The 697-nt window shown below is 67.6% G+C and carries 1 protein-coding gene; it reads right to left on the bottom strand.

What is annotated here, in order from left to right:
- The coding region (locus ACI3KW_RS23165) for a putative Ig domain-containing protein (RefSeq protein WP_404850048.1) at positions 1-697 on the bottom strand (697 nt) is incomplete at both ends.

Genomic DNA, 697 nt, shown 5'->3' on the forward strand with positions numbered 1-697 from the left:
GACATGGTCGTGATGATCGGCCGCTCCCGGATCACCACGGTGTACTCCTGCTCATCCGAACCGCCCGCGTTCGACGCCGAGACCGTGAACGCGAACGTCCCCGCAGTCGTCGGGGTCCCGCTCACGACACCTGTGGCAGGATCGAGGACCAGTCCTGCGGGCAGTGTGCCGGCGCTCACCTTGCCTGTGATGGGGCCGGTTCCGATCGCGTTGCCGGGCACACTGTACGCGTCGGTGCCGACTCCATCCGGGCGTGACAGGGTCGTGATCTCCGGAGCGTCGCGCTCGACGCTGTTCCACTGGGCGGTGAATGTCACCGGGGCGCTCGTCGGGTCACCCGGCGAGGTTCCGGCGCCAGACGATGCCCACCCGGCAAAGGTGTACCCCGGGCGCACGGGGTCAGCCGGCACGGATGCGGCGTGCCCCCAGTCGACGATCTGCGTCGAGTCGCTCGTGACTCCGTCGGCGAAAGCGAACGTCACTCGGTAGTGGAACGCGAGCGTCAGCCGGCCTTGATCCGGGATGCTGCCGGTTGCGTCTCCCGTCACCAGCACTCCAGAGGTCGGATCCGTGTAAGACACAGGTGCCACTTCGTTGTCCGGGCCTCCGCGGCCCGCGACAGTCGGAAGTCCGGTGGCGTCCTCGGGACCGATCACCGTGACCGAACCTCGATAGAGCGGATTGAAGACCAGGTACC

It is taken from the genome of Devosia sp. ZW T5_3, assembly GCF_044987315.1.
GTDB lineage: Bacteria > Pseudomonadota > Alphaproteobacteria > Rhizobiales > Devosiaceae > Devosia.